At 43.8% G+C, this 24,260-nt stretch carries 22 protein-coding genes; 11 read left to right on the top strand and 11 right to left on the bottom strand.

What is annotated here, in order from left to right; translation table 11 throughout:
* Positions 1 to 5 precede the first annotated feature (5 nt).
* The 4 genes from GGQ95_RS10510 to GGQ95_RS10495 all read left to right on the top strand — a co-directional run bounded on the left by GGQ95_RS10510 (position 6) and on the right by GGQ95_RS10495 (position 2,528).
* Positions 6 to 224, top strand: a complete 219-nt coding sequence (locus tag GGQ95_RS10510; RefSeq protein WP_066146664.1) for a DUF3906 family protein — start codon at positions 6 to 8, stop codon at positions 222 to 224.
* 243 nt (positions 225 to 467) lie between these two features.
* Positions 468 to 1,247 carry a uroporphyrinogen-III C-methyltransferase gene (cobA, locus tag GGQ95_RS10505; RefSeq protein ID WP_066146820.1) on the top strand — a complete coding sequence of 260 codons (780 nt, stop codon included), beginning with the start codon at positions 468 to 470 and terminating at the stop codon, positions 1,245 to 1,247.
* A 10-nt stretch (positions 1,248 to 1,257) separates the two neighbouring features.
* On the top strand, positions 1,258 to 2,004 hold the full coding sequence (locus tag GGQ95_RS10500) for a sirohydrochlorin chelatase (protein WP_066146661.1): 747 nt from the start codon (positions 1,258 to 1,260) through the stop codon (positions 2,002 to 2,004).
* Between the two features lie 251 nt (positions 2,005 to 2,255).
* The gene (locus GGQ95_RS10495) at positions 2,256 to 2,528 is read left to right on the top strand and encodes an acylphosphatase (protein ID WP_044743864.1); all 273 of its coding nucleotides are present in this window, start codon (positions 2,256 to 2,258) and stop codon (positions 2,526 to 2,528) included.
* Positions 2,529 to 2,574: 46 nt separating this feature from the next.
* Here GGQ95_RS10495 and GGQ95_RS10490 read toward each other — a convergent pair whose 3' ends face one another.
* Complete coding sequence (locus GGQ95_RS10490; protein WP_044743865.1) at positions 2,575 to 3,339, bottom strand: arginase family protein; 765 nt, start codon at positions 3,337 to 3,339, stop codon at positions 2,575 to 2,577.
* A gap of 411 nt (positions 3,340 to 3,750) precedes the next feature.
* Between GGQ95_RS10490 and GGQ95_RS10485 the strand changes: the two genes are divergently transcribed.
* Both GGQ95_RS10485 and bshB2 read left to right on the top strand, forming a co-directional pair.
* Entirely contained in the window at positions 3,751 to 4,095 is a 345-nt protein-coding gene (locus GGQ95_RS10485; protein WP_044743866.1) for a YojF family protein, read from the top strand.
* A gap of 12 nt (positions 4,096 to 4,107) precedes the next feature.
* The gene (bshB2, locus tag GGQ95_RS10480) at positions 4,108 to 4,761 is read left to right on the top strand and encodes a bacillithiol biosynthesis deacetylase BshB2 (RefSeq protein WP_044743867.1); all 654 of its coding nucleotides are present in this window, start codon (positions 4,108 to 4,110) and stop codon (positions 4,759 to 4,761) included.
* A 696-nt stretch (positions 4,762 to 5,457) separates the two neighbouring features.
* Here bshB2 and GGQ95_RS10475 read toward each other — a convergent pair.
* The 4 genes from GGQ95_RS10475 to GGQ95_RS10460 all read right to left on the bottom strand — a co-directional run bounded on the left by GGQ95_RS10475 (position 5,458) and on the right by GGQ95_RS10460 (position 9,982).
* Complete coding sequence (locus tag GGQ95_RS10475) at positions 5,458 to 6,069, bottom strand: NAD(P)-binding protein (RefSeq protein WP_044743868.1); 612 nt, start codon at positions 6,067 to 6,069, stop codon at positions 5,458 to 5,460.
* A gap of 348 nt (positions 6,070 to 6,417) precedes the next feature.
* Positions 6,418 to 6,990: a hypothetical protein gene (locus tag GGQ95_RS10470; protein WP_044743903.1), complete on the bottom strand. Its 573-nt coding sequence runs from the start codon at positions 6,988 to 6,990 to the stop codon at positions 6,418 to 6,420.
* Positions 6,991 to 7,132: 142 nt separating this feature from the next.
* The gene (locus GGQ95_RS10465) at positions 7,133 to 7,504 is read right to left on the bottom strand and encodes a DnaJ family domain-containing protein (protein WP_044743869.1); all 372 of its coding nucleotides are present in this window, start codon (positions 7,502 to 7,504) and stop codon (positions 7,133 to 7,135) included.
* An 18-nt stretch (positions 7,505 to 7,522) separates the two neighbouring features.
* Positions 7,523 to 9,982 carry a putative bifunctional diguanylate cyclase/phosphodiesterase gene (locus GGQ95_RS10460; RefSeq protein ID WP_066146649.1) on the bottom strand — a complete coding sequence of 820 codons (2,460 nt, stop codon included), beginning with the start codon at positions 9,980 to 9,982 and terminating at the stop codon, positions 7,523 to 7,525.
* A gap of 400 nt (positions 9,983 to 10,382) precedes the next feature.
* Between GGQ95_RS10460 and GGQ95_RS10455 the strand changes: the two genes are divergently transcribed.
* Positions 10,383 to 10,832 (top strand): C40 family peptidase, encoded by a 450-nt coding sequence (locus GGQ95_RS10455; protein WP_044743871.1) that lies wholly within the window; start codon positions 10,383 to 10,385, stop codon positions 10,830 to 10,832.
* A gap of 143 nt (positions 10,833 to 10,975) precedes the next feature.
* Here the strand turns inward: GGQ95_RS10455 and GGQ95_RS10450 are convergent, their stop codons facing one another.
* From GGQ95_RS10450 to GGQ95_RS10440, 3 genes are all read right to left on the bottom strand, one after another.
* Entirely contained in the window at positions 10,976 to 12,328 is a 1,353-nt protein-coding gene (locus tag GGQ95_RS10450) for a (Fe-S)-binding protein (RefSeq protein ID WP_066146643.1), read from the bottom strand.
* Positions 12,325 to 13,737, bottom strand: coding sequence for a glycolate oxidase subunit GlcD (gene glcD, locus GGQ95_RS10445; RefSeq protein WP_183186729.1), 1,413 nt, complete (start codon positions 13,735 to 13,737; stop codon positions 12,325 to 12,327). Before glcD ends, GGQ95_RS10450 begins: the two co-directional genes overlap by 4 nt.
* Positions 13,738 to 14,064: 327 nt before the next feature.
* Positions 14,065 to 15,738, bottom strand: coding sequence for an L-lactate permease (locus GGQ95_RS10440; protein ID WP_183186728.1), 1,674 nt, complete (start codon positions 15,736 to 15,738; stop codon positions 14,065 to 14,067).
* 225 nt (positions 15,739 to 15,963) lie between these two features.
* Here GGQ95_RS10440 and GGQ95_RS10435 point away from each other — a divergent pair, with 225 nt between their 5' ends.
* From GGQ95_RS10435 to GGQ95_RS10420, 4 genes are all read left to right on the top strand, one after another.
* Positions 15,964 to 16,689 (top strand): FadR/GntR family transcriptional regulator, encoded by a 726-nt coding sequence (locus tag GGQ95_RS10435; protein WP_183186727.1) that lies wholly within the window; start codon positions 15,964 to 15,966, stop codon positions 16,687 to 16,689.
* 252 nt (positions 16,690 to 16,941) lie between these two features.
* Positions 16,942 to 17,661 carry a (Fe-S)-binding protein gene (locus tag GGQ95_RS10430; RefSeq protein WP_080859744.1) on the top strand — a complete coding sequence of 240 codons (720 nt, stop codon included), beginning with the start codon at positions 16,942 to 16,944 and terminating at the stop codon, positions 17,659 to 17,661.
* 14 nt (positions 17,662 to 17,675) lie between these two features.
* Positions 17,676 to 19,106 (top strand): LutB/LldF family L-lactate oxidation iron-sulfur protein, encoded by a 1,431-nt coding sequence (locus tag GGQ95_RS10425; protein ID WP_080859742.1) that lies wholly within the window; start codon positions 17,676 to 17,678, stop codon positions 19,104 to 19,106.
* Positions 19,103 to 19,825 carry a LutC/YkgG family protein gene (locus GGQ95_RS10420; RefSeq protein WP_080859740.1) on the top strand — a complete coding sequence of 241 codons (723 nt, stop codon included), beginning with the start codon at positions 19,103 to 19,105 and terminating at the stop codon, positions 19,823 to 19,825. The genes GGQ95_RS10425 and GGQ95_RS10420 overlap by 4 nt, the downstream gene beginning before the upstream one ends.
* A gap of 365 nt (positions 19,826 to 20,190) precedes the next feature.
* Here GGQ95_RS10420 and GGQ95_RS10415 read toward each other — a convergent pair whose 3' ends face one another.
* The 3 genes from GGQ95_RS10415 to hutU all read right to left on the bottom strand — a co-directional run bounded on the left by GGQ95_RS10415 (position 20,191) and on the right by hutU (position 24,260).
* Positions 20,191 to 20,889, bottom strand: a complete 699-nt coding sequence (locus GGQ95_RS10415; RefSeq protein WP_183186726.1) for a TerC family protein — start codon at positions 20,887 to 20,889, stop codon at positions 20,191 to 20,193.
* 420 nt (positions 20,890 to 21,309) lie between these two features.
* Positions 21,310 to 22,599, bottom strand: a complete 1,290-nt coding sequence (gene hutI / locus GGQ95_RS10410; protein ID WP_080859738.1) for an imidazolonepropionase — start codon at positions 22,597 to 22,599, stop codon at positions 21,310 to 21,312.
* The gene (gene hutU / locus GGQ95_RS10405; RefSeq protein ID WP_183186756.1) at positions 22,596 to 24,260 is read right to left on the bottom strand and encodes a urocanate hydratase; all 1,665 of its coding nucleotides are present in this window, start codon (positions 24,258 to 24,260) and stop codon (positions 22,596 to 22,598) included. The genes hutI and hutU overlap by 4 nt, the downstream gene beginning before the upstream one ends.

Below are 24,260 nucleotides of genomic sequence, written 5' to 3'. Positions count from 1 at the left end.
CGCCGATGTATTTATATCGCTTTGAAGTAACAACGCAAACAAACACCATCTATCTCGTCATTGCTGCCAGCAGTGACGAGCAAGCGTTTCGTCTTGTCGAAGTAGAGCTTGAAAAACATTTTCTGAAGGTTCCTGATTTTATCGATATTTCGCTGCATGAGAAAAAACTCATTCGCCGAGGCGGGGGGTTCGTTGTTTACAATGAACCTCGCCACCCAAGCTAGCCGTACGACGAGTGATACAAAATCACTCACTAACGCACCTGTGTTAGAAAGATCAGATGAAGCAAGTTTAACGCTCATCTTTATCATGCCAATACTTTAAAACTTGGCGCTAACTTGTCCATTCATTCAATAATAGACAAATGAAGCAGCCAATATGTTTGCAGGCGTTTTGGCCAATTGACAAAGACGAAATTCATGTGCAGCAATAGAAGAATGCTTAAACAGAAAGGGCTGAACGGAAGGATGGGAAAAGTGTATTTGGTCGGAGCAGGTCCCGGCGATCCAGAACTAATTACCGTCAAAGGATTAATGTGCATCCAAAAAGCAGATGTGATTTTATATGATCGCCTTATTAATGAAGAACTGCTGACATATGCCAAAAAAGAAGCAGAATTGATTTTTTGTGGAAAACTCCCCGGCTATCATACTATGCAGCAGGAAACCATCAATCATTTCCTTGTGCGCCATGCGAAGAAAGGAAAAATCGTTGTACGATTAAAAGGTGGAGATCCATTCGTATTCGGCCGCGGCGGCGAAGAAGCCGAGATGCTGGCCAAGCATGGCATTGACTTTGAAATCGTTCCTGGTATTACGTCCGGTATCGCTGCAGCCGCTTATGCCGGCATTCCTGTGACCCATCGCGACTTCAGCTCAAGCGTCGCCTTTATTACAGGCCATCAGCGTGCCGATAGCCAAGAAGAAATCAAATGGGAAAGTCTTGCCAAAGGAATTGACACGATCGCTATTTATATGGGCATCAGCAATCTTCCATATATTCGCGATCAGTTAATCAAATACGGAAAAGCGCCATCCACTCCTGCAGCCGTGATCCAATGGGGCACGCTGTACGAACAAAAAACCGTGACAGCCACTCTTGAAACAATTGTCGAAGCTGTTCAACAAAAACAAATCGAAAATCCAAGCATGATTATCATAGGCGAGGTTGTCGCCCTGCGAGAAAAAATTCAATGGTTCGAGCAATTAAGATTCCAAGCATCATCGTTTGCTAACGAAGCATTTTAAGGAGGCGCTTATGCAGGCTGTTTTATATGTTTGTCATGGAAGCCGTCTAGCGAAAGCTTGCGAAGAAGCGATCGCTTTTGTTGAACAGTGCAAAATGTCGACCGATTTCCCGATTCAAGAAATTTGTTTTATTGAATTGGCAGACCCTGATATCGCAACAGGAATCGAAATTTGCGTAAAAAAAGGGGCAACAAGCATCATTGTCATTCCTATTTTGCTACTTGCCGCTGGACATGTGAAGCAAGATATTCCAGAGGCCATCCAAAAAGCAAGACAGCGCTACCCTTTTTTGCAAATTTTATTAGATGAACCGTTCGGCATCCATGAAAAAATGGTTTCCATCATCATCGAACGAATGATGGAGAGCGCTGTTTCGCTTCATGAGCGTGCCATGATTCTTCTTGTTGCCCGTGGAAGCAGCGATCCCGACACAAAAAGTGCGATGAAAACAATCGCCGGCATGTTGCAGCAAAAAACAAACGTCTCCCGTGTTGACGTATGCTTTCTTGCTGCAGCCGCACCATCGCTGGAGGATGCCTTACAAGCAGCTAAGCAATCCTCTTATCAAACGATTTTCGTCGTCCCTTATTTACTGTTTACCGGAGTGTTAATGAAAAAAATCGAACAGCGGCTGCGCTCTCTTACTTCTTCCGACCAGCAATGGGTCTTATGCGGCTATTTAGGGTATCATCCTTTTCTTAAGGAGCTTATTAAAGAAAAGCTACAAAAATATTCTCGGTTAACGATCGGAGTTTGAAAAGTTCCTTTCCAATCCGATTGATATATAAACGAAGGTCCTATCAAAAAAGGACGGTCGTAAACAAGTCGAACAGCAGCAAGTTTCATCGATGTGGAAAATGCTTCATTCCTCCATATCAATAAAGGCGTATTTTTCTTCTTTCAATTAAAGAAAAATTTTTTGGTCTGGACATTTATATGAGTATGGAAAATCCCTCTTCTCGTGTATGATGATAGATAGGGGACATACAAGGAGGGGGAGCAATAGGAATGAAGCGATTGCATGTGATCGTTCATGGCCGCGTCCAAGGCGTCGGCTTTCGCTATTATGCACAACATGAAGCATTAAAATGGGATTTAACCGGATGGGTAAAAAATAATGAGGATGGAACGGTAGAACTGGAAGCGCAAGGACATGAAGAGCGAATTCATCTATTTATTGATAAAATTCGCCAGGGCTCTCCGTTTTCGAAAGTGACCCATTTAGATATTCAATCCATCGATCCTATTCCAAACGAAAAAACATTTCGCATTATTTATTAAAAACAGCCCGGTTGTTTCCCAGCACCGGGCGCTATTGTATTACCATTTATTGGATAATAAAAGTTGTAGGCTGCGGATCGTACAAACAGTTATGAGCAATGCACATGTTCGCATGCTCATTTTTGCGAACCGCCTCCCGACTCACTGGATCGAATGGATAAATGGAAGCTTGCGGATACTCGCCGCATATATCGATCCCTACTACATTTTTATGAACAAACAACTCTTGCAGACAACCAATCAAAGCGGAAAGCGGCATCGTTCCGTGATCCCAATTGGTCATGGCATCCTCCTCGCGAAGAACATCTTTATCAATGCTAATGTATACATTCTCTGTTTGAATATGGGATAAAAGAAGATTCGGAGAAACGATATTGTTTGACAAGACAATGGTCTCAGAAGAAAAAAGAGAAGACTGCCACCGTGTAGGTCCGACAATCACGGCTCTTTGCAGTAAAGGAAGCTCCAGAGCATAAGAAACCCACGAACCGCAGGAGATGATTTGTTCATGATCCGTCCCATTCCCTATATCGGTATGATTATCAAACAAAATGAGCGTAAACGGTTCTTGGATTCTTTTCATCAACAAATATGAGATATAGTGGTAATTACCGCTGCCAATAAACACAAGGTTTCTGCATGTTTGGATGCGCCTTTCCAACTCGCATAAAGAGGCTTGCTCACAATATAGGTTGGTATGCGCTACATCCATTAAATCAATCCATTCGTGCGGCAGCCGACGAAGGCCTGGCTGCGAAACATATGCACCATCAATGTTTAAAAACGTTACACCATTTCCTTGAAAACTCATCCAAATCACCTCTCCTATCACTCAATTGGTGCAAGTTTCTAAACCTATGAAGCCATATTTTTCGCATTTTCTCTATTTTTAGATATTATACAACAAAAAACCCAAACAAGCACGTAAATGGAACGACACCTTCTCTCGCTGCAGCCTCAAAATTACAAATTGATCCCTAGTCTTTCCTCATAGGTTTGCTGGAATCAAAGCATCCATCAATCATCATCTATGAACCTCTCTCACCTACCCTTCGTTTAGAAATGGAAGACTTCTCGGGGGATGATATGAAATGGGCACGATCTTTATCGATATGGTCTATTTTTTCACCGCTTCCTTGCAAACGTCTTGCGGACGAAATATTTTCTTTTATGTCTAGCTTTCATGTACAATAATAAAAACGATGTTCGAGGAGGGGTTTTTTTGCAGCCGATTCGTATTGAAGAGGTACAAACCGTCTTGAATCAGTTCAAAGGTCAAGACGTGTACTTGCATTTAGAAACAACAAACGGGGCATACGCTGCCCATCATAACGAAGGATTTTTCTCAGCAGGTGCATACATCCGCAACGGACGAATCCGTTTCAGCCATGGAAAAATCGTTGGCAAAGGACCTTACCGTATCGGATTAAAGCTGGAGTTGGGCTGGATATATGCAGAAGGGTTAACAGATTGGGAGATGACTGACAAAGGGCAGCTTTTGCTTGCCGGCCATGATTATGAAGGGAAGCTCGCAGTTGCTCTACAATTGAGCCATGAACCTTTTTAAGGAGGGATGAAAATGGAAAGACATGTACTTGTTGTATTTCCCCATCCAGATGATGAAGCATTTGGTGTTTCCGGCACACTGGCCATGCATGCAGAAAAAGGCACTCCGATCACATATGCTTGCCTTACTCTTGGAGAAATGGGACGCAACATGGGAACTCCTCCCTTTGCTAACCGTGAGACGTTGCCGCTCATTCGCAAACAAGAGTTAAAAGCGGCATGCGAAGCGATTGGCATTGACGATTTGCGCTTGCTCGGCTTCCGTGACAAAACGATTGAATTTGAAGATGAAGAACTGATCGCTGATCGCATTAGCGCTATTATAGCAGAAACGAATCCATCTTTAATCATCACGTTTTACCCTGGCTATAGCGTTCATCCTGACCATGACGCATGCGGGGCAGCTGTCATTCACGCCGTCCAGCGAATTCCAAAAGAAGAGCGGCCAATTGTCCATTGTGTCGCATTTGCTAAAAATTGCGAACAAGACTTGGGAAAACCTGATATCGTCCGTGATGTCAGCGCAGTCATTGATAAAAAAATCGCCGCCATTCAAGCACACCGTTCCCAAACAGAAGGATTGATGAGCGCTGCTTCTAAACGCGGCGGTGACGCGTTAGAATGGCTGAAAACGGAGCGGTTTTGGACGTACAAATGGGAAAATTAGAAAAGAAAAGCAGGTCCGCCTTTCTGAAAGACGGCCTGCGTGAACTTACCCACCACCTACGCTTCGCTTAGAAGAGGGAGTTTCAAGCGACTTGCGCGTGTCCGCTGAACGGTAAGCCACACACAATCCCCCCCTACGCTTTCCTTCGTTCCGAAGGGGTCCGTTTGAACGATAGAGGATCCTATCGATTGGCGATCACCGACATTCATCTCCCCTGCTCACTGGGCTGTCGCCCTTCCCGCTCCTTGAAGATAGGAGACTTGGGAAAGCTGGTGAACTACTCACCACTTAGCTAAAGCTTGAAGTGGGAGCTTCTCAGTTCCACGACGAAAGCCGCCTTTCGTCTCCCTGAGCGTGACTTCGGGTCGTTCCAACCCTAGATGTCCGACAATTCGGAGTTCTTTTGTACCTTGGATATTTTACGCATGGAAGGATCAGCTTGGTTTTCGCATTTTATTTTCTCCATGCAATCTCCTATATCCAGTTATGAAAGAACGACATAGGTTTATTTTACCACAGGGTCAGACAATTGAACAGGCAAAAGCCTGTCCTTGTCCGAAGTCGATTCATCTCCCACTTTCATCAAGCTTCGCAAGATTTAGAAGTGGGAGACTTCTCGACTGAAGAATGTTAAAAAACTTATCCCTCTTTCACTTTTTTCGAAGATTTATTCATTCAAACAGGTTTTCTTCTCATTTATAAGGTCATTTCTAAAAGTCGGTGGAACTCTTCTTCCCAATTTCCCTTCTTGCGGAACGATTCCTGGGCAATCGCCTTAAACAATTTTTTTCGTATTCGCTCATCGCTTACATTCCGCAAAATAAATTGGCGGCACTCGTAAAGAAACTCGATATACCGTCCACAATCTTCATCATATTGTTCCGCAAGCTGACGGCGGATTTGCTGGGCGACAGTCGGGCTCGCTCCTCCTGTTGAAACAGCGATCGTCAATCGGCCACGCCTTACCACCGCCGGAACATGAAAATTAGACCGCTCTGGATCATCGGCAATGTTAATCAGTTGATAAGGCTCCGCTGCGGCGGCCACCGCTTCATTTACTTCTCGATTATTCGTGGCCGCAATCACCATCCACGCTTCTTTAATATCGTCAGGAGAAAATGTTTTTTGGCGCCAAACGAGTGCTCCGGCTGCCGCTAACTGTTGAATCCCCCCTGTAGCAGAAGGAGCGACGACCGTAATTTTTGCTTCCGCCTCCAGCAAACCTTTTATTTTCCGTTCGGCCACCCTCCCCCCACCAATGACAACAACGTGTTGATTGGCGATATGCAGCATCACCGGATATCCCATACGAATTTCTCCTTTGCCAAAAACGGCCGTATAGAAACTCTTGGCCTTTTTTCTCCATTATAGTATCTATATCGGTGTCGAGACCAGCCCAACAATACCAAACAAATCGAGTAAACACGAATTTCTTTTTTATTAAGAAGCGAAAAGACCGTTTCAATTATTTCTTCATTTGAATCCTAGTTATTTTTTCCGTATTTTTGATATTTACAACCGCTGTTTTGCTTGTCTCCTTGCCAAATAAAAATGCTCTTGCGCAGGAATCCTCCTTATGAAAGGCGCAGGCGCGCTTTTATTGAGGAAGATTTTCCTTGCAAGAGCTAGCTTAGATGTCACTACAAATGGCCTATATTATTTTTGTGTCGCTTCTTGAATCCATTTAGCCAAACGCTCATTTTCTTTCTTCATATGCTCCAACCATTGTGGAAGCAAGGAAGAAAGGGCCTGTTGATCATTTTTCTTCATTGCCTCATGCGTTTGATGATGAAGCTTATACAATTTTTGTCTTTCTACTTTTGTCATCCATCTCTTATGTTTATGTAACTTCTTCCATTCTTTTTTGAACTGCTGTTTGGTTATTTCTTTATTGGCAAGACGGTCAATTAATTGGTCAAAATCCGCTTCTCTTTTCTTTTTCATCTCTGCATGTTTTGCTTGCAGGGCCTTTTGCACTTCTTCGCTTTGCAGTTGCTTTCTTAGTTCTTTTCGTTCATTAAGAATCTTTTGCCATTCTGCAGCTTGATTCGGTGTATATTTTTTTACAATTTCCAGCCATTTTTGTTCATCCAGTTCTCCATGTTTGAACATATGCCCTGCAAATGCTTGAGCTCCTGCCTCCATGCTAGGCTCTCTTTGTTCCGCCAGCGCTCCTGTGGGAATCACAAGCATGAGCGCTAACACCCAAAAAATCCATCGCATTTTCATCATGTTTCACTCTCCTTTGAAATTCAAAATGATGGAGTCAAACAAAATAGCAAACCTAATGATATCTTCCCCACTTTTCAAGAAACTTTGCACGCAAAATAAAAAAGCTTGCCGATAAACCGCAGCAAGCTTTTTCTATTGATTACCGAAACTTTTCATCAATCCGCTGTTGATAGTCGCGCAAGGCTTGAGAATTCGTTTTATTGCGCCTTTTCATAAGCGAATTCCAACGAAGGAGTTTTTCATTCAGTTTTTTCCTGAGTTTCTCTTTTTCTGTTTCATCATCACAACAACGCAATAGGTCTTCGATGGTCATTACATCCTTTTTTAATTCGACTTCCTCAGAGACATATCCGGCATTTTTCAACAGCAGATAGCCGATTCGCAAGTCTTCAGGAATATGCGACAAATCTTCCAACTCCAGCGGTTTGCCCAATCCAGGAAGATGATCAAATTCCCCATTTTTCAAGGCTTCCCGAATTCTTTCCTCCGCAATTTTTGAAATAATATCCATTTGATCTCACATCCATCTTTAGCTTATGATGGCACTTGCTTGCTGTTTATGCTGATCAAGAAATTGTACCAATTCGCCGTACGGAAGCGGCCTTGTATAATAATAGCCTTGCACTTCGTCGCATTGTTTTTCTTTTAAATAGGCAGCCTCCAGCTCTGTCTCTACCCCTTCCGCAAGCACCTTTACACCTATATTATGCCCTAAAGTGATAATCGCTGGCAAAATAGCTTCTTCTTCTTTTTGGACATTTTGCACAAATGAACGGTCAATTTTCAAGCGATCAATCGGCAGTTTTTTCAAATAGCTTAACGAGCTGTACCCTGTCCCAAAGTCATCAATACTGACATTGACACCTACATTTTTCAGCTCTTTTAAAATCGGAATGGCTTTTTCCGTATCCATCGTCATGCGTTCAGTAATTTCGATATCTAGGCAATGGGGCGGAAAATCGGTTTTTTCAAGGATTTTCGCAAGCTTATAAATAAGCTTTCTGCTTTCAAACTCACAAGGCGACAAATTAATAGAAACGGATAAGGAAGGATATTGATGAAGCAACAGCTTTGTTTGCCGGCATGCTGTTTCCATAACCCATTCGTTAATCGAAATGATGAAACCCGTCTCTTCGGCAATCGGAATAAATGCGTTTGGCGAGATCATTCCTTTTTCCCTATGCTTCCATCTGATAAGTGCTTCGATTCCGATCACTTTTCCTGTTTGCAGTTGAATTTGCGGCTGATAGTGAAGCTCAAATTCCTCCGCTTCCAGCGCCTTGCGCAATTCTCTTTCCATATGAATTTTTTCATAAATGGTTCGATTCATTTGTTTCTCAAAAAAGCGAAATTGGCCAATGGCCTGTTTTGACAATTCATGTCTAGCTATATCAGCTCTGCGAATTAATGTGTGACCATTATCTCCATCTTTCGGATAACAACTAATGCCGATTTTTAGCGTCAAGCGAAATTCCTGTTTGTTCACGATCAACGGCTCTTCCATTGCTTCGATTAAACGCTGGCATAATTCGCTTACTTGTTCGTCTCTGTCCACTTGCGGCAAAATGACGATGAATTCGTTCCCGCCCCATCTGCCAAAAATGTCGGTTTCACCGACTAGATTTTTTATCTTCGCCACGGATGCTAGAAGCACTTGATCCCCAACCGTATAGCCATACAAATCATTTACCGCTTTTATTCCCTTCACTTCCATAAACATAACTGCTGTTTTTCTTTTGAGATTTTGTGCATCCGTTAGCTTTTCGCTTAACATCTGATAGAGCATTTCTTTATTAGGCAAACCTGTTAAATCGTCATAAAACGCAATATAGTTCATTCGATCTTCATGTTTTTTTCGTTCTGTAATATCTCGGACGGCTACTACATCGACCATTCGGGATCGGGAATAATCATCATATTTGCGCTTCAAAACCTCTGCAGGGAAAGTCGTGCCGTCTTTTTTACGCAAATGCACTTCATATGTCGTATCTTCAACCAAAGATTGCGTCCAATCTGGCAATGGAGGGGAAGCGACAAGCGCTTCCATCGGTGTCCGCATCAGCTCGTTCTCTGTATAACCGAATAACCGGCATGCAGCATGATTCACTTCCAAAATCGTTTGCCCCGAATAAATAATAATTCCTTCCATAGATATTTCAGAAAGACGTTTAAGACGATGCTGAATCCTTTGCACTTCTTCGCTATATTTTTTAAAAGATAGTTTGTCTAAGCGGACATAGAGCAGCAATAAATAAAAAATATAAGAAATAAAAAATAGTAAAAAGATCCTTCCCATTCCTTTGTGTAGTTGATGGTGCATTTTCTTCATATAGTGTGCTCCATCATAGCGAATGATTAAAACGGCATCCACCTTGCCTTGCTGTGTTAGGATTGGACAAAATATAACAAAGTTTTTTGGCAAATCCCCCTCATTTTTAATGCTGATCTTTCCTTGAAATGCTTGCGCCAGCTCTGACATATGCGCCTGATAGGCCGCCCCGCTCGGCAAATCCTGAACCTGTTGTCCATCATGCTTTCCATCATCTGCTTTGACGGAAAGCATGACATAATTCTGACCATCTGCTCGTTGTTTTAATGTATAAATTTGGCGTATATTGGGATGATCATGCTGCCAGCGATTCAACGTACGCAAAAGACCGAGGTAGGTTTTATCATTTGCATTGGTTGTGTCTGTTACCTGCTGGTGATTCATTTGCGAAAGTTCAGCGGCGAAGCTTGCCGCCAAACGTGACAAATTTCGTTCATATTTTTGGCGTTCCTGATGTTCAAGCCCGTTCACATACCAAATGCCAGTGGCTAGCAGTAAAAAAACAAAAACATAAAAAAGCATTGTCGATCGTTGCGCTATATAAAAAATAGACACCTTGAGCTTTCTATGAATCAATCGATTCATTTGTTGCTGTCCGAATAAAATCACGATTAAAATGCCAACAGTAAATAACATATATTCACTCATTTTCGATAGCATAAACGCTCACCATGCACTTTTATTTATTATTATAAATGGAAAATATAGAGGTTTCTCCCTTCATCCTTCCTATTTTTTCGACATTTTCTGACATTCGCTAGTTATATATGTATATCCTTTAAATACGCTCTATCGGTAAACAAAAGCAGCCGATTGATCGGCGAATGTGAAGACATGAAGCCGAACGCTTTCTGTTCCTCGCATAAACAAAGCGCAAACGCTGAAAGTGTAGTCACATAAAGCTTTATATATAGTACCAGGTCTTAAATCTTCGTCATCAAATTTTGTAATTTGTCTGTAATATTATTTAATTTAAATGTAACAACATTTCGACAATATTTTTGCTATACTGAAACCTGTGAGAAAGAAACGGAAACTCGTTGTCGGAGGTTTAAGGAAAATGAATAGAACGTTTACAGTCACTCTACTATCATTCATGATTGTATTTAGTTCTCTTTTTGGTAACGCTTTCAAAGCGGAAGCGGCTGTAAATACACAAAAAGTCGTCACAGAAGCAAAAAAAATGATCGGCACTCCTTACAAATTCGGCGGTACAACTCCAAAAGGCTTTGATTGTTCCGGCTTTGTCTACTATACATATAAAAAGGTCGGTAAAACATTACCGCGATCCGCAGCATCTATGTACCAAAAAGGAACAAGCGTACATACATCAAAATTAAAGCCTGGTGATCTCGTATTTTTCAGTACATATAAAAAAGGTGCTTCCCACGTTGCGATTTACATTGGCAACAACTCCATCATTCATGCTACATCAAGCGGTGTAAAAATCGATCGTTTAAATAACTCTTACTGGAAACCAAAATTTATCGGCGCTAAAAGAGTAGCATAACTCAAAAAAAGGTCCCTCCATAAAAATGAAGGGACTTTTATATATTCACAGGGGATCGGGGGAATACTTGGAAAACTCTACACCCCTATTATGTCCAGCTAGCAAGTCACTTATACGTAGATCCCCTAAAATTTTTATCCTGCTTACCCGTCTTTACTTTCTTCAAACAAGCCGCTTTCCTTAACCGCTTCAAATAATACTTCCACAATATGCACAGCACGAACTTTTTCTCCCAGCCCTTTCCTCTCAATTCCTAGTTTCATTTGCAGCAAACAGCCAGGATTAGCCGTCACAATGGTAGTCGCTCCCGTTTGTTCTGCATACACCATTTTATGATCTAAAATTTGCATGGCCATTTCCGGTTCAACAATATTGTAGATCCCTGCAGAACCGCAGCAGCGATCAGACTCTCTCATTTCGCGAAATTCTACACCAGCAATCGATTGAAGCAGTTGCCGCGGCGCAGATGATGTTCTCATGACATTTCGCAAATGGCACGAATCCTGATAAGTAACAATTTGCGGCGGCAGCTTCAGTCCTTTATGCTGAAACCCTAATTCTATTAAAATAGCAGAAATGTCACGAATTTTCTCCACAAAAGCTTTAGCGCGGTCAACCCAATCAGGATCATCTTTCAACAAATGATCATACTCCATTAAAAACGCTCCACAACCGCCTGCATTTGTAATAACGGCATCTGCCTGACATTGCTCAAACGCCTCAATGTTTCGCTTGGCTAACCATTTAGCCTGCTCTTTTTCTCCGCTGTGTCCATGCAAAGCGCCGCAGCATGTTTGCAAAGATGGAATGACAATTTCACATCCAGCTAGCTGCAATAGCTTCATCGTTGCATCATTCGTTTCGATAAACAGCGTATCCATTAAGCAACCGGAGAAAAAAGCGACTCTTCGTTTCGCCTCTCCTTGTGCCGGCAAATGCTTTGGCCGCTTTTTCATTTTTTTTAGCGTTGGAGCACTTGGCAAAACCTTTTCCATTTCCCTTAAATGGGCAGGCAAAACATGAGACAATCTCGTTCTCTGTAAAAACGTTTGCAGTCCTGAGCGCTGATAAAATCCAAGGGAGGCTGTTGCTACGCGCACACGATTAGGATAAGGAAACAATTCTTTAAACACCAGCTTACGCAGCACGCGAACAGGCCATGAATGTTTTTTATTTTGCTGAATAATATCGCGCGCTTCTTCCAATAAATGTCCATAACGGACGCCTGAAGGACAAACCGGCTCACAAGCTCGGCATCCCAAACACATATTCAGTGTACGTTCAACGTCCTCATCCGGTTCAATCAAACCATCGACTACCGCCTTCATGATGGCAATGCGTCCTCTTGGCGAATGCAGCTCCTGTGATCCCGATTCTATATACGTGGGACATGACGGCAAGCAAAAACCGCAACGCATACAGTTCATAAGCTCATCTTCGTTCATCCGTTCACGAAACTGATCTTGGATCGCTTTTTGCTCCTTTGACGAAGTCATTTTGTTACCACCACACGTTTCCTCGTACTTTTCGCAAACACTTTTCCTGGATTCATAATATTGTAGGGATCAAGCGCACGCTTGATCGCTTGCATCACCTCTACCCCTTCCTTGCCAAGCTTCCATTCTAAATATGGCGCCTTCATGGCTCCCACTCCATGTTCCCCGGTAATCGTACCCCCAAGCTCAATCGCCTTGGCAAAAATTTCGGCAAACGCTGCTTCCACTCGCTCCATCTCTTCATCATCACGTGCATCCGTCGGACATGTTGGATGCAAATTGCCATCGCCGGCATGCCCAAATGTACAAATCATGACGCGGTATTTCTCGGCAATTTCATTGATGGCTGTTACCATTTTTGCTATCTCTGAACGCGGTACAGTGGCATCCTCCAAAATCGTTGTCGGCCGTAGGCGAGCAAGGGCGGATAATGCCGAACGCCGCGCTGTGCGCAAAGCATCGGCTTCTTGGTCAGAACGGGCCAATTGTACAGACACCGCCTGTTCCTCTTTACAAATTCTTTCTATTTGCCGCATCTCTCTTTCCACCACTTCACGTGCACCGTCTTGCTCAATAAGAAGAACGGCCTTTACATCTGTCGGCAAGCCAATTTGTGCATAATCTTCTACAACTCTAAGCGTTGGCTGATCTAAAAATTCCAATGTCGCAGGGATGATTTTGCTTGCAATAATTTTGGACACAGATCGGGCAGCCGCCTCTAAATCTTGATAAAGAGCTAGCATCGTTTTCTTTGCCTCCGGCATCGGCACAAGCTTTAGCGTAGCCTCTGTGATAATTCCAAGCGTTCCTTCCGATCCAACCAATAATCTTGTTAAATCATAACCAGCCACATCTTTGGCCAATTTTCCTCCTGTGCGAATAACGTCTCCATTGGCCAACACCGCCTCAAGCCCAAGGACATAATCACGAGTGACTCCATATTTCAGCCCGCGCAGACCACCGGAATTTTCATTAATATTTCCTCCAATCGTTGAAATTTTCATCGAGCTTGGATCAGGTGGATAAAACAACCCTTTTTCTTCTACTGATTTAATCAAATCGAGCGTAATCACCCCCGGTTGAACCGTTGCTGTTAAGTTGTCTTCATCAATTTCAAGAATGCGATTCATATGCTTAAAAAGCAGGACAATTCCACCTTCTATCGGACATGTTCCGGCACACAGATTCGTACCGGAACCGCGTGGAACAATCGGAATGCGGTACTCGGCGCAAACTTTCACAATCTCGGAAACTTCCTTCGTATTTCGCGGCGCCATCACCGCCTCAGGAATCGCTTGAAATTGCGGAGTGGCATCATAGGAATAAACAAGCCTCCCCGCTTTGGAATCGTCATAGTTTTCCCGGCCAACGATTTGAATAAATAATTGTTTAGCTGCTTCAGAAATCAATGATTCTCACCCTCTCTAAAAACGTGATATACAGGCAGCTTGAAGATAGAGCGCATGATGCCGATTTTGGCATCGCCTTCTTATCTATAAGAAGAAGCCATGGCTTTCATCATTTTTTAGTCGACTTCAATGCTTGTTTATGACTTGATAAACTAAGGCAACGAGCCTTTAGACAATCGAAGGCAAGTCAATGGAATTGATAGAATTCGCACCGCTAAATATAGAAAAATGAAAGGGAAGCCCCGTTCTATATAACTTAAGAAAAAAGGAGCCTTTTCACAGAGAAGGTGGTCTCCCCCTGTGCTGGCTTCCTTTTTTCAGCAAGCACTATGGAATCATCCATGAAAAAATAGTAGACTGTAAAAATGTCATAATCCCAATTAAAATAATGAAAAAGATGCTATGCTTGACTGTAAAGCGGAATAAATCGGATTCTTTGCCGGCTAAACCTACCGCAGCACAGGCAACCGCAATCGACTGCGGTGAAATCATTTTCCCTGTCACACCTCCTGATGAGTTAGCGGCCAGTGCAAGAACAGGATCCATTCCGATCGAAGCAGCGGTAATCTTCTGTAAATTTCCAAAAAGTAAATTAGATGATGTATCTGAGCCTGTGATAAACACCCCTAACCATCCGAGAAACGGAGAGAAGAAGGAGAACAGTGAACCTGTTTTAGCCATCGCCATTCCCAATGTCGTACTCATTCCAGACGCATTGGTCACATAGGCGAAACCAACTACGGCTGTGATCGTAATAATCGGAAACTTTAATTCTTGCAACGTCTCGGCAAAAGTCTCGGCCCATTGCTTCCAAGAAATGCGGACAATAAACTTGGTCACAATAGCCGCTAAGAAGATGGCTGTTCCTGCTGCTCCTAGCAGTTCTAATTTATAGACAGCTGCAATCGGCTCACCATTGGCATCAATAATTTTATTGCTTAATCCGGGAACCTCCGGCATCCATGTCAAATAATGCCCTATTGTATTAAGCGCTTTCAACATCACATTTGTTCCTTCATAATGCCCCGTGAGCGCTGCCTTCATCTGTGGAATTCCCCAGATCGAAATAAACAAGGTTAATACTAAAAACGGGGACCATGCTTTGAATACTTCACCGCTTGTATAGCGCTTTTGTGCTTGAATGGTCGCTGCCGCTTCCAACTCCGAATCAAAACGATAAATGGTTTTCGGTTTCCAAAATCTCAAAAAAACCGTCAAAGTAACAAGCGACACTAACGCTGATAAAATATCTGGCAATTCCGGCCCCAAGAAGTTTGAGCTAACATATTGAGTAACGGCAAATGAAATTCCTGATATCAAAATCGGCGGCAGCACTTCGATCGTTTTTCTCCATCCAGCCATAATGAGTACAAGGTAAAACGGAATAAAGAAGGATAAAAATGGAAGTTGCCGACCCACCATTTTTGAAATTTCCATTGCCGGAATGCCTGTCGGCCCTTCTAACGCAGTAATAGGAATACCGATGGCCCCAAAAGCGACAGGGGCTGTATTAGCAATTAAACAAATGCCGGCCGCATATAATGGATGAAATCCAAGTCCTACGAGCAAAGCAGCAGAAATCGCCACCGGCGCTCCAAATCCGGCCGCCCCTTCTAAAAAGGCTCCAAATGAAAATGCGATAAGCAGCGCTTGCAACCGTCTATCTTCTGTAATAGACAATACCGAATTGCGAATAATATCGAACTTTCCTGTTTTTACTGTTAATTTATACAAAAATACCGAAGTGATAATAATCCATCCGATGGGCAAAAGACCGTAAACAGCCCCCTGTGTGGCGGACATGGCAGCAATTGACACAGGCACCCTGTAAGCGATTACAGCTATGACCAATGAAACGATCAAAGTCGTAACGCCTGCTACATATCCTTTCATTCTTTTAATCGCCAGCGCCCAAAAAAAATAAAGAATCGGCACAAGAGCCACAACGGCCGATAAGGCTAAATTATCAGCAATCGGTGTAAAATCTTGCTTCCACTGCATAGCAAATCCCCTCCCAATTTAATATCTCCCCTGAAAAAGATGATAATTAGGTCATCTGATGACCATGTGTTTATACTGACAAAAATTATATGCTCTCTTTAGAAAAAACTCAATATGAAATTATGAAATTTTGTGAAATTTCTTTCGCTGATTCTTCGCGAAAATTTTTGTATAATATAAATTATGTGACAAGCTGTTACACTTCTCAGTATGAGGTGACTATTTTTGGAATATAAACAAATTAAACCGAAAAAAATTTACGAAGAAGTAGCGGAAACCATTTTTGATATGATTAAAAACGGGGTGTTGAAGCCCGGAGACAAGCTCGATTCTGTTCAGCAGCTAGCAGAGAATTTTCAAGTGGGGCGTGCAGCGATTCGCGAAGCACTGACCGCTTTAAAAGCCATGGGCTTAATTGAACTAAAGCAAGGAGAAGGAACCTACATCCGTGAATTTGATCCGACGATGCTTTCTTTTCCTATTTCCATTGCCGCTCTTATGAAAAAGGAAGATATCGCCTATTTATTGGAGGTCCGCAAACTATTAGAGGTGGGCGCTGCCGGCGTAGCTGCCCGGAAGCGAACAGAAAGGGACTTGAAAGCGATGGAGGAGGCACTCGAACAAATGCGGCAAGGAATCGGCAATGAAGAAATTGGGGAAAAAGCTGATTTCCTCTTCCATATTGCTATTGCAGCAGCATCACAAAATCCCATTTTGGTTAGTCTGATGAACAATATATCAGAAATGATGATAGAAACCATGCGAGAAACAAGACGAATTTGGCTTTTTTCTAAACAAGCAACAAGCGAACAGCTGCTTGAAGAGCATATGAATATTTTTGAAGCGATTCAGCGCCAAGATGTCAATGCTGCACAAGCTCGCATGCTAGAGCATCTATCAAACGTAGAGCAAGTACTAAAAAAATATATTTCTCCTCAAAGCGCCAACTAAAGAAAGATGGCGCTTTATTTTTTTCAAAATTGTTATATAATTATTCATATAGTCATCTGATGACCTGTTTATCTCGCTTCCATATGTGCAGCAAAACAAAAGGGAGCTTTTTTCGGTGGCTAGCCGGTTGAAATCATTGATTTTCCCGTAAACATCGATGATCCCATGCCCACGATTATGTTTTCTTTCAATTCAAGATACACTTCCATACCGAGAAACTCCATCATTTAATACCAAGGAGGGAAGCGCACGATGAAAGTCACGCTGTTTATTACTTGTTTAGTAGATTTATTTCATACCAATGTCGGCAAATCAACCGTCGAGCTACTGGAACGATTAGGATGCGAAGTCGAGTTCCCGGACGCCCAAACCTGCTGTGGACAGCCCGCCTACAATAGCGGATACGTCAAAGAAGCAAAAGAAGCGATGAAGCATATGATTCGTACATTCGAGCATGCAGAATATATTGTTGCTCCCTCTGGCTCATGTGCCACCATGTTTAAAGAATATCCGCAAATTTTCCGCGGAGACAGGGAATGGGAAGCAAAGGCAAAAGCTCTCGCAGCCAAAACATACGAATTGACTCAATTTCTTGTGGAGGTGTTAAAAGTAGAAAATGTCGGGGCTAAGCTTCAAGGAAAAGCAACCTATCATACGTCATGCCATATGACGCGGTTGCTTGGTGTGAAAGAAGCCCCTTTTAAGCTATTAAAACATGTGGAAGGCTTGGAAATGGTTCCGCTTCCGAATGCCCATACCTGTTGTGGCTTTGGCGGTACGTTTTCCGTCAAAATGGGGGACATCTCTGAGCAAATGGTGGATGAAAAAATCCAGCATATTGAAGAAACAGAAGCGGATTATTTAATCGCTGCGGACTGCGGCTGTTTAATGAATATAAAGGGGCGCATCGAACGAGCGCAGAAACCAATTCAAGTGATGCATATTGCAGAAGTGCTTAATCGCCATGAATGAGGGAGGGAAAAAATATGTCGATGAAAATCGGAGAAGAGCCATTTCATGCACGCGTAAAATCAGGAATTGATAATTCATTTATGCGCGGCGCTGTCGCTGGAGCCCAAGAACGATTGCATGCCAGACGGCTAAAGGCCGCTGCGGAGCTCGGCAATTGGGAAGAATGGCGGGCGCTCGGGGAAGAAATTCGCCAACATACACTAGCCAATCTTGATTTTTACTTGTTTCAATTAAGTGAAAACGTTGCCAAGCGCGGAGGACACGTTTTTTTCGCCCAAACTGCCGAAGAAGCTTCACAATACATTCTTGACGTCGCCATGGAAAAGCAAGCCAAAAAAATTGTCAAATCCAAATCGATGGTTACAGAAGAGATCCAGCTGAATGCTGTGCTGGAAAAAGCGGGCTGCGAAGTCATTGAAACGGATCTCGGAGAATACATTTTGCAAATGGATGACCATGATCCCCCTTCCCACATTGTCGCACCCGCCTTGCATAAAAATAAAGAACAAATTCGCGATGTTTTTCGCCAGAAGCTGGCCTATGACAAAACCGAAAAGCCAGAAGAACTGGCCCTTCATGCCCGCCAAACACTGCGCCGGGAGTATTTAAGCGCCGATATCGGCATTACCGGCTGCAATTTCGCCATTGCCGAGTCCGGTTCGATCACGCTTGTTACAAATGAAGGAAATGCCGATTTAGTAACAGCCCTTCCTAAAACGCAGATTACCGTTATGGGCATGGAACGAATTGTGCCGACTTTCGCAGAAATGGAAGTGCTTGTAAGCTTACTCACACGCAGCGCTGTCGGGCAAAAATTAACAAGCTATATTACGGTACTAACCGGCCCTCGCCATCTTGAAGAGGTAGACGGCCCCGAAGAATTTCACCTTGTCATTGTCGATAATGGCCGATCCAATATTTTAGGGACAGAATTTCAACCCGTGCTGCAATGCATTCGCTGCGCGGCCTGTGTCAATGTTTGCCCGGTGTACCGTCATATTGGCGGTCATTCATATGGATCCATTTATTCCGGGCCGATCGGTGCCGTCCTTTCCCCGCTGCTTGGAGGCTATGATGATTATAAAGAACTGCCGTACGCTTCAACATTATGTGCAGCCTGTACGGAAGCATGTCCTGTCAAAATACCGCTTCACGAACTGCTGCATAAGCATCGGCAAGTCATCGTGGAACAAGAAGGAAGAGCCCCTATTTCAGAAAAATTAGCCATGAAAGCATTTGGCTTAGGTGCAGCATCAACGACATTTTACAAACTGGGCTCGAAAATGGCACCAAGTGTCTTGAATCCATTTACAACCAATGAACGCATTTCAAAAGGGCCCGGACCGTTAAAAGCGTGGACAGCGATTCGCGAATTCCCAGCGCCCGAAAAAGAAAGGTTTCGCGATTGGTTTCATCATCGAAAGAAAGCAGGGGATCAGCCATGAAAAGAGGACGTATCCATCGCCGAGAAGCGTTTTTAAATCAAGTTGCCGAGCGGCTTGGACGAAAAGCGTACGCGACAAACGTGCAGGCTCCTCAGTGGCGGCATCAACCGCAATGGACTGTATTTCAAGGGTATAGTGAGGACGATTTGCTAGAAGTATTGAAGACGCAGTGTGCAGCCATCCATACCGATGTATTTGAGACAAACAAAGAACAGCTTCCTCTTACCTTGCAAAAAGTCGTATCCCGTTATGGGGGCGGTCCTGTCGTGACATGGAATGATCCGCGTTTTGCGGAATATGGATTATCCCATCTTTTGTACCATCATTGGCGAAACAGCGGCATTCACGTTCATATATGGGATCCGTCTCTTGGAGCGGTCAATATCACAGAGGCTGAGCAGGCGAATATTGGGATCACTTTTAGCGATATCACATTGGCAGAATCGGGGACCGTCGTCTTATTCAGCGATCGCGGAAAAGGACGCACTGTCAGCTTCTTACCGCAAAACTATATTTGCATCATTCCGAAAAGCACCATCGTTCCCCGAATGACGCAAGCCGCTTTTTATATCCATCAGCAAGTCAAAGCGGGAAAAGAAGTCGCATCATGTATCAATTTCATTACCGGTCCAAGCAATTCAGCCGACATTGAGATGAACTTAGTAGTGGGGGTCCACGGCCCTGTGAAAGCTGCTTATGTGGTCGTAGCAGACGGCTAAGGCTCGAATGGAACTCTAGTACAGAGCCAAACCAACAAAAATTAAAGAACCGAACAGCTTCACTAAAGACTAAGCTTTCGTCCGTTAAGCAAGCTGTTCGGTCATTTTTCTTTTAAGCAAGATATCATGTTGCAGCCTGAAGATTTAACAATAGATCAGAACAAATCCACAGCCTTGGATCATCTATTCATGTAGCAAAGGTACAAGCAACGCCGCTTTCATGCCTATGAATCGATTGCTAAGAAACAACATCATATAAATCCCCAAATGTGAAAAAATTCATTTTCATCTATAATCCAATGAACCTCTTTGATTTATACTCCGTTGAGAGATAGGAGACCCCGACGGATACGCTAACAATCCTTTTATATCATTCTGCCTTTTTCTCTTTGCGCTTCCGCCTTTTTATTTGCCAGATAAGCGAGGGCCAGTACAAAAATCGTCAAACCCGCAGCAATCGCATAAGAAAGCGGACCTTTTGGCAAATGGAGGAAACTTGTAAACCCCTCATCCTCCATCATCATTTTTCCTCCTGTCCAAGCTAAAATGCCGGACCCAATATACGTAATCCACACATGTTTTTCCATAATGGCCACGATCGCCTTCGAGCCAAAAATCATAATCGGAATGCTGATAGCTACGCCAAATGCAATCATACCAACGTGCCCTTCCGATGCCCCCGCCACAGCGACCACATTATCTAAGCTCATTACTGCATCTGCTACGATAATCGTCCAAATGGCTTTTAAAAGACGGTCAGATGATTGAATATTCGCTGTCTCTTCATGCTCAACCAACACTTTATACGCAATCCAAAGCAATAAAAGTCCGCCAGCTAAATGTACGAATGGGATTTTCAGCAAAAAGACAATGATGGCGGCAAACAAGATCCGCAAAATAACCGCTCCGCCTGTTCCCCAAAAAATTGCCTTATTTTGCTGCTCTTTCGGAAGCTTCCTTGTCGCCATTGCGATCACAATCGCATTATCGCCAGACAAAATAATATCAATAGCAATAATTTTGATTAGTGCTATCCACGCATCATAAGACCATATGGCATCCATATAAAGTTCTCCTTTAAAAAACTAATATACCTTCCCTCTCATCTTATACGAAACCATCTATCTGGGCAACCTTTCTGTACTATATCCTCCTTCTCTCTATTCCTAAGTTTATCATGCTCACTGTTTTTTCTGCATGTGTCTGTCATATGATGAAAACCGCATATTCATATTTTTATTTTCTCTCGATCAGCACCGGCAAGCCCAGAAGCCATTCAGCTGTTTTCAAGAGAAGGTTGGCACGATTTCTCCTCGAGAACATGCCTATTCCATAAACAAAGAAAAAATAAAACGACAAGCTTATTTACGAACGCTTGTCGTTTTTGGTTTCGATTTTTCTTCACTTATTTAAGAAAATTCAAACATAATCGTTTAGCCACCTTTTAACGAAATGTAGGTAGGAGGAAGTTCATCCGTTTGTTATCAATCGGCGTAGGTTGTTGCTATCACATCACCCCTGCTTCTTTCTGCCACTACCCTTCCTGCTTTCAATACCATATGAACGTGATTGACTCCATAATGGTACGGCACATACGCGTAATTTGACGCATCCCAAATAACCAGATCCGCTTTTCTTCCAATTGCAATCCTCCCTGCTTCTTCCCCGCGATGAATCGCATAAGCCGCGTTTACCGTTACTGCGTGCCAAATTTCCTCCGGCGTCATTTTCAGGTTCAATGCCGCAATCGACATAATGAGCTGCAAATTTTCTGTCGGCGAGCTTCCCGGATTAAAATCGGTTGAAAGAGCGACCGCCGCCCCTGCATCAATCATCGACCGCGCTTTCGCATAAGCTTCCTTTCCTAAATAAAAGGACGTCCCTGGCAGGAGGACAGCAATGGTGTTTGACTGAGCCAATTTCCGAATTCCAGCTTCTGATGCTCCCACTAAGTGGTCACCGCTTGCGGCTCCCAATTCAACTGCTAATTCCGTACCGCCAAGGGGATCAATTTCATCCGCGTGAATTTTCACAGCAAATCCTTTTGCCTGGGCAGCCTGCAAAAAGGCACGGGACTGCTCTACAGTAAAAACACCTGTTTCACAAAAAATATCGACAAATTCAGCAAGCTGTTCCGCTTTCACGACATCGAGCAATTCAAGCATCTCCGCCAAAAATTGTTCAGGGTCGTGCTGATATTCAGGAGGAATGGCATGAGCTCCAAGAAAGGTAGAGACCAAATCAATCGGATGCTCTTCCTTCAATCGCTTCACAACACGAAGCTGCTTAAGTTCTGTCTGCCGATCCAGCCCGTACCCGCTTTTCGCTTCAACTGTAGTCATACCATAGGAAAGCATTCGGTCAAGATGAAGCTTTGCTTTTTGAACAAGCTCTTCTTCGCTTGCGTTTCTTGTCGCCGCTACCGTCGATAAAATTCCCCCTCCTCTTTTCAAAATTTCTAAATAAGGGACACCTTGCTGCTTTAGGGTCATTTCCTGTTCGCGCGATCCGCCAAATACTAAATGAGTGTGCGGATCTACAAGCCCTGGAGTCACCAGTCTTCCATCTGCATCTATGACCCGCTCTGCTTGCAGCTGTTCCGCCTGTTTCGCACTGCCGACAAACGCGATTTTTCCATCTTTAACGCCCACGGCTGCATGGTTTAAAACCGAGAGCTTTTTCATCTGTTCCCCTTTTGCCGGCCCCTTCCCTTCCATTGTTAACAGCTGTCCGATATTGGTAATCAGAGTATCGAATAGTTGTCTGGCTGTCATTCATTTTCCTCCTTAAGCATTGGGATTCGAATCTGCTGTTCCTTTGCCATTTCAATAGCTCGTTCGTACCCAGCATCGGCATGACGGATAATCCCCATCCCCGGATCAGTCGTCAAGACCCGTTCAAGACGTTCTTTAGCCAAATCAGTGCCATCTGCGACGACTACCATACCGGCATGGAGAGAGTATCCCATCCCCACTCCACCCCCATGGTGGAAGGAAATCCATGAACCTCCCGCAGCCGTATTGATTAAAGCGTTAAGTACTGCCCAATCGCCTACGGCATCGCTTCCGTCCTTCATCGCCTCCGTTTCGCGGTTTGGCGAGGCGACAGACCCGCAGTCTAAATGATCGCGACCAATGACAATCGGAGCTTTCAGCTCCCCTTTGCGCACAAGCTCATTTATCGCAAGCCCCATCTTGACACGCTCTCCGTATCCTAACCAGCAAATGCGCGCTGGAAGCCCTTGAAACGCCACTCTCTTTTGCGCCATGTCAATCCAGCGGATAAGCGACTCATTTTCCGGAAACAGCTCTTTAATGAGTTCATCTGTACGATAAATATCGGCCGGATCACCAGATAACGCTGCCCAACGGAACGGGCCTTTTCCTTCGCAAAACAGCGGGCGAATATAAGCTGGAACAAAGCCCGGAAACGCAAAAGCCTTTTCGACTCCCTCGTCTTTGGCCACTTGGCGGATATTATTTCCATAATCAAACACAATGGCACCGCGTGTTTGAAACTCAAGCATCGCTTCAACATGTTTCGCCATGCTTTGTTTCGAACGGCGGACATATTCTTCTGGATCATTTTTTCGCAACTCGCGCGCTTCGTCTAATGACAGGCCAATCGGAACATAGCCGTTCAACGGATCATGTGCCGAAGTTTGATCTGTCACAATATCCACCTTCACTTCACGCTTTAACAGCTCATGATGCACTTCCGCCGCATTGCCGATTAATCCAATGGAAAGTGGTTCTCCTTTTTCCTTTGCTTCATACGCCCAAAGCAGCGCCTCATCAAGCGAGGCCGTCATCCGATCACAATATTTAGTATCCAATCGTTTTTGAATGCGTTGAGGATCCACCTCCACTGCAATCACGACGCCGCCATTCATCGTCACAGCCAAAGGCTGAGCCCCGCCCATGCCGCCAAGTCCGGCTGTCAGCGTCAACGTTCCTTTTAATGTGCCGCCGAAATGCTTTTTCGCCACTGCGGCAAAGGTTTCGTACGTGCCTTGTAAAATTCCTTGCGTGCCGATGTAAATCCAGCTTCCCGCGGTCATTTGTCCATACATGATGAGTCCTTTTTTATCTAACTCATTAAAATATTCCCAATTCGCCCATTTTGGCACAAGCACGGAATTCGACAGCAGTACTCGCGGGGCACGCTCATGAGTTTTAAAAACACCAACAGGTTTTCCTGATTGAATTAAAAGCGTTTCATCCTTTTCTAGCTCTCTTAACGCTTTCACAATCGCGTCAAACGCCTCCCAATTTCGCGCTGCTTTCCCAATTCCTCCGTATACAATGAGATCTTCCGGCTTCTCTGCCACCTCCGGATCCAAATTATTATACAGCATGCGAAGCACTGCTTCTTGCTCCCATCCCTTGCATTCCAGCTGCAAACCTTTTTTCGCTCGAATATTGCGCGAGATCAT

The organism is Anoxybacteroides rupiense (assembly GCF_014196195.1).
In the GTDB taxonomy this organism is placed as follows: domain Bacteria; phylum Bacillota; class Bacilli; order Bacillales; family Anoxybacillaceae; genus Anoxybacteroides; species Anoxybacteroides rupiense.
This window is presented reverse-complemented; position numbering and strand designations above follow the sequence as displayed.